A 3,380-nucleotide genomic window follows, 5' to 3' on the forward strand; every position below is an offset into this window, starting at 1 on the left:
TTAAAGTGGAAGAACCTGGAAAGGTTTGCCGTAGAGGGTGACAGCCCCGTACGCGTAGATAGCTTTATTGTCCTAGAGTAGGGCGGGACACGTGAAATCCTGTCTGAACATGGGGAGACCACTCTCCAAGCCTAAGTACTCGTGCATGACCGATAGCGAACCAGTACCGTGAGGGAAAGGTGAAAAGCACCCCGACAAGGGGAGTGAAATAGAACCTGAAACTGGATGCCTACAAACAGTCGGAGCCCGCAAGGGTGACGGCGTACCTTTTGTATAATGGGTCAACGACTTAGTGTAACAAGCAAGCTTAAGCCGGTAGGTGTAGGCGAAGCGAAAGCGAGTCTGAATAGGGCGATATAGTTTGTTGCATTAGACCCGAAACCGAGTGATCTAGCCATGAGCAGGTTGAAGGTTGGGTAACACCAACTGGAGGACCGAACCCGCATCTGTTGCAATAGATTGGGATGACTTGTGGCTAGGGGTGAAAGGCCAATCAAACTCGGAAATAGCTGGTTCTCCGCGAAATCTATTTAGGTAGAGCGTCTGGCGAATACTCCCGGGGGTAGAGCACTGGATGGGCTATGGGGACTCACCGTCTTACTGATCCTAACCAAACTCCGAATACCGGGAAGTACTACCAGGCAGACACACGGCGGGTGCTAACGTCCGTCGTGAAAAGGGCAACAACCCTAACCTCCAGCTAAGGTCCCCAAGTCATGGCTAAGTGGGAAAGGATGTGAGGATCCCAAAACAACCAGGATGTTGGCTTAGAAGCAGCCATCATTTAAAGAAAGCGTAACAGCTCACTGGTCTAGTCAAGGGTCTTTGCGCCGAAAATGTAACGGGGCTGAAGCCATGCACCGAAGCTGAGGATTCCTCTTTGAGGAGTGGTAGCGGAGCGTTCCGTAAGCTGATGAAGGGATACCCGTGAGGGGTCCTGGAGGTATCGGAAGTGCGAATGTTGACATGAGTAACGATAAAGAGGGTGAGAGACCCTCTCGCCGAAAGACCAAGGGTTCCTGCTTAAAGTTAATCTGAGCAGGGTTAGCCGGCCCCTAAGACGAGGCGGACACGCGTAGTCGATGGGAACCACGTTAATATTCGTGGGCCTGGTGGTAGTGACGGATTGCTTAACTTGTTCACACTTATTGGATTGTGTGGGCGGGGACGCGGTTCCAGGAAATAGCTCCACCGTATAGACCGTACCCGAAACCGACACAGGTGGTCAGGTAGAGTATACCAAGGCGCTTGAGAGAACTATGTTGAAGGAACTCGGCAAATTGCACGCGTAACTTCGGAAGAAGCGTGACCCTTATGTGCGCAAGCATGTGAGGGTGGCACAGACCAGGGGGTAGCGACTGTTTACCAAAAACACAGGGCTCTGCGAAGTCGCAAGACGACGTATAGGGTCTGACGCCTGCCCGGTGCTGGAAGGTTAAGAGGAGGGGTGCAAGCTCTGAATCGAAGCCCCAGTAAACGGCGGCCGTAACTATAACGGTCCTAAGGTAGCGAAATTCCTTGTCGGGTAAGTTCCGACCTGCACGAATGGCGTAACGACTTCCCCGCTGTCTCCAACATAGACTCAGTGAAATTGAATTCCCCGTGAAGATGCGGGGTTCCTGCGGTCAGACGGAAAGACCCCGTGCACCTTTACTATAGCTTTACACTGGCATTCGTGTCGGCATGTGTAGGATAGGTGGTAGGCTTTGAAGCAGGGACGCCAGTTCTTGTGGAGCCATCCTTGAAATACCACCCTTATCGTCATGGATGTCTAACCGCGGTCCGTCATCCGGATCCGGGACAGTGTATGGTGGGTAGTTTGACTGGGGCGGTCGCCTCCGAAAGAGTAACGGAGGCGCGCGATGGTGGGCTCAGACCGGTCGGAAATCGGTCGTCGAGTGCAATGGCATAAGCCCGCCTGACTGCGAGACTGACAAGTCGAGCAGAGACGAAAGTCGGTCATAGTGATCCGGTGGTCCCGCGTGGAAGGGCCATCGCTCAACGGATAAAAGGTACGCCGGGGATAACAGGCTGATGACCCCCAAGAGTCCATATCGACGGGGTTGTTTGGCACCTCGATGTCGGCTCATCGCATCCTGGGGCTGGAGCAGGTCCCAAGGGTTTGGCTGTTCGCCAATTAAAGCGGTACGTGAGCTGGGTTCAGAACGTCGTGAGACAGTTCGGTCCCTATCTGCCGTGGGTGTAGGAATATTGACAGGATCTGTCCCTAGTACGAGAGGACCGGGATGGACATATCTCTGGTGGACCTGTTGTCCTGCCAAGGGCATAGCAGGGTAGCTATATATGGAATGGATAACCGCTGAAGGCATCTAAGCGGGAAACCAACCTGGAAACGAGTGTTCCCTATCAGAGCCGTGGAAGACGACCACGTTGATAGGCCGGGTGTGGAAGTGCGGCAACGCATGAAGCTTACCGGTACTAATAGCTCGATTGGCTTGATCGTTCCCATTGCCAGTGCTCATCGAATAAATTCGACGAGCCAATAGGATGTAGGCAGTAGGCAATAGCCGCTTCTGCCCAGCATCCAAGACGTGTTCAAATAAAAAAATCCAGCTTCTCAAATTGTCCATGCAGCAGCATGAACAGCAAGCCTCCGTATGGACGGCTGATGTCCCCTTCGAGCGACAAGCGAGAAGGAAAGGCATATCAGCCCAGAAAGAGCAACTTGTTGATCCATGCGTTCGCATGGATCAACAAGTTGCGCTTTGCCGACCTGGTGGTTATGGCGGGGTGGCTGCACCCGTTCCCTTTCCGAACACGGCCGTGAAACGCCCCTGCGCCCATGGTACTTCGTCTTAAGACGCGGGAGAGTAGGTCGCTGCCAGGTCTGCTAATCGCAACTCCACGCTAAATCGATGAAATCGATTTATGCGTCACGCTAAATTGCTCAAGCAATCTATGCCTCATAAAATCTTCTCATCACACAGACGGCTCAAGCCGTGCTACAATAGGCCGCTCATGCGGCCTTTGCCGCTTCTGGAGCCAGGAAATTACCCCGACGCGCCCGAAATACGGTGCCAAGGGCGCGACAAACCAAAGGGTTTGCGCAACCGCGATAAGCCCAAACGCGGCTTACGCTGGAAATACGCGACAAATCGCTCCGCGATTTGCGCTGGATAAGACGACAAATCGCTCCGCGATTTGCGTCGGTAACGCGATAAGCCACAACGCGGCTTACGCTGGGAACAAGGGACAAATCCTTCAGATTTGCCCGGATGAAGCATGAACCGCATAGCGGTTCACGCAAGCGCGATAAGCCGCAACGCGGCTTACGCTGGTGACGCGGGGTGGAGCAGCCCGGTAGCTCGTCAGGCTCATAACCTGAAGGCCGCAGGTTCAAATCCTGCCCCCGCAACCAA

1 tRNA gene and 2 rRNA genes (1 of these 3 running past the window's edge) are annotated in these 3,380 nt (G+C 53.8%); all 3 read left to right on the forward strand.

The features are described from left to right. Nucleotides 1-2,464: ribosomal RNA gene (locus tag DQ393_RS01855) — 23S ribosomal RNA — on the forward strand; it begins 430 nt to the left of the window's first position. Between the two features lie 269 nt (nt 2,465-2,733). Then, nucleotides 2,734-2,848: ribosomal RNA gene (rrf, locus tag DQ393_RS01860) — 5S ribosomal RNA — on the forward strand. A 454-nt stretch (nt 2,849-3,302) separates the two neighbouring features. After that, nucleotides 3,303-3,379, forward strand: a tRNA-Met gene (locus tag DQ393_RS01865). The last annotated feature ends 1 nt before the right edge of the window (nt 3,380 follow it).

This window comes from Martinezella tropici (assembly GCF_003287875.1).
Classification (GTDB): Bacteria; Pseudomonadota; Alphaproteobacteria; order Rhizobiales; family Rhizobiaceae; genus Rhizobium; species Rhizobium tropici_C.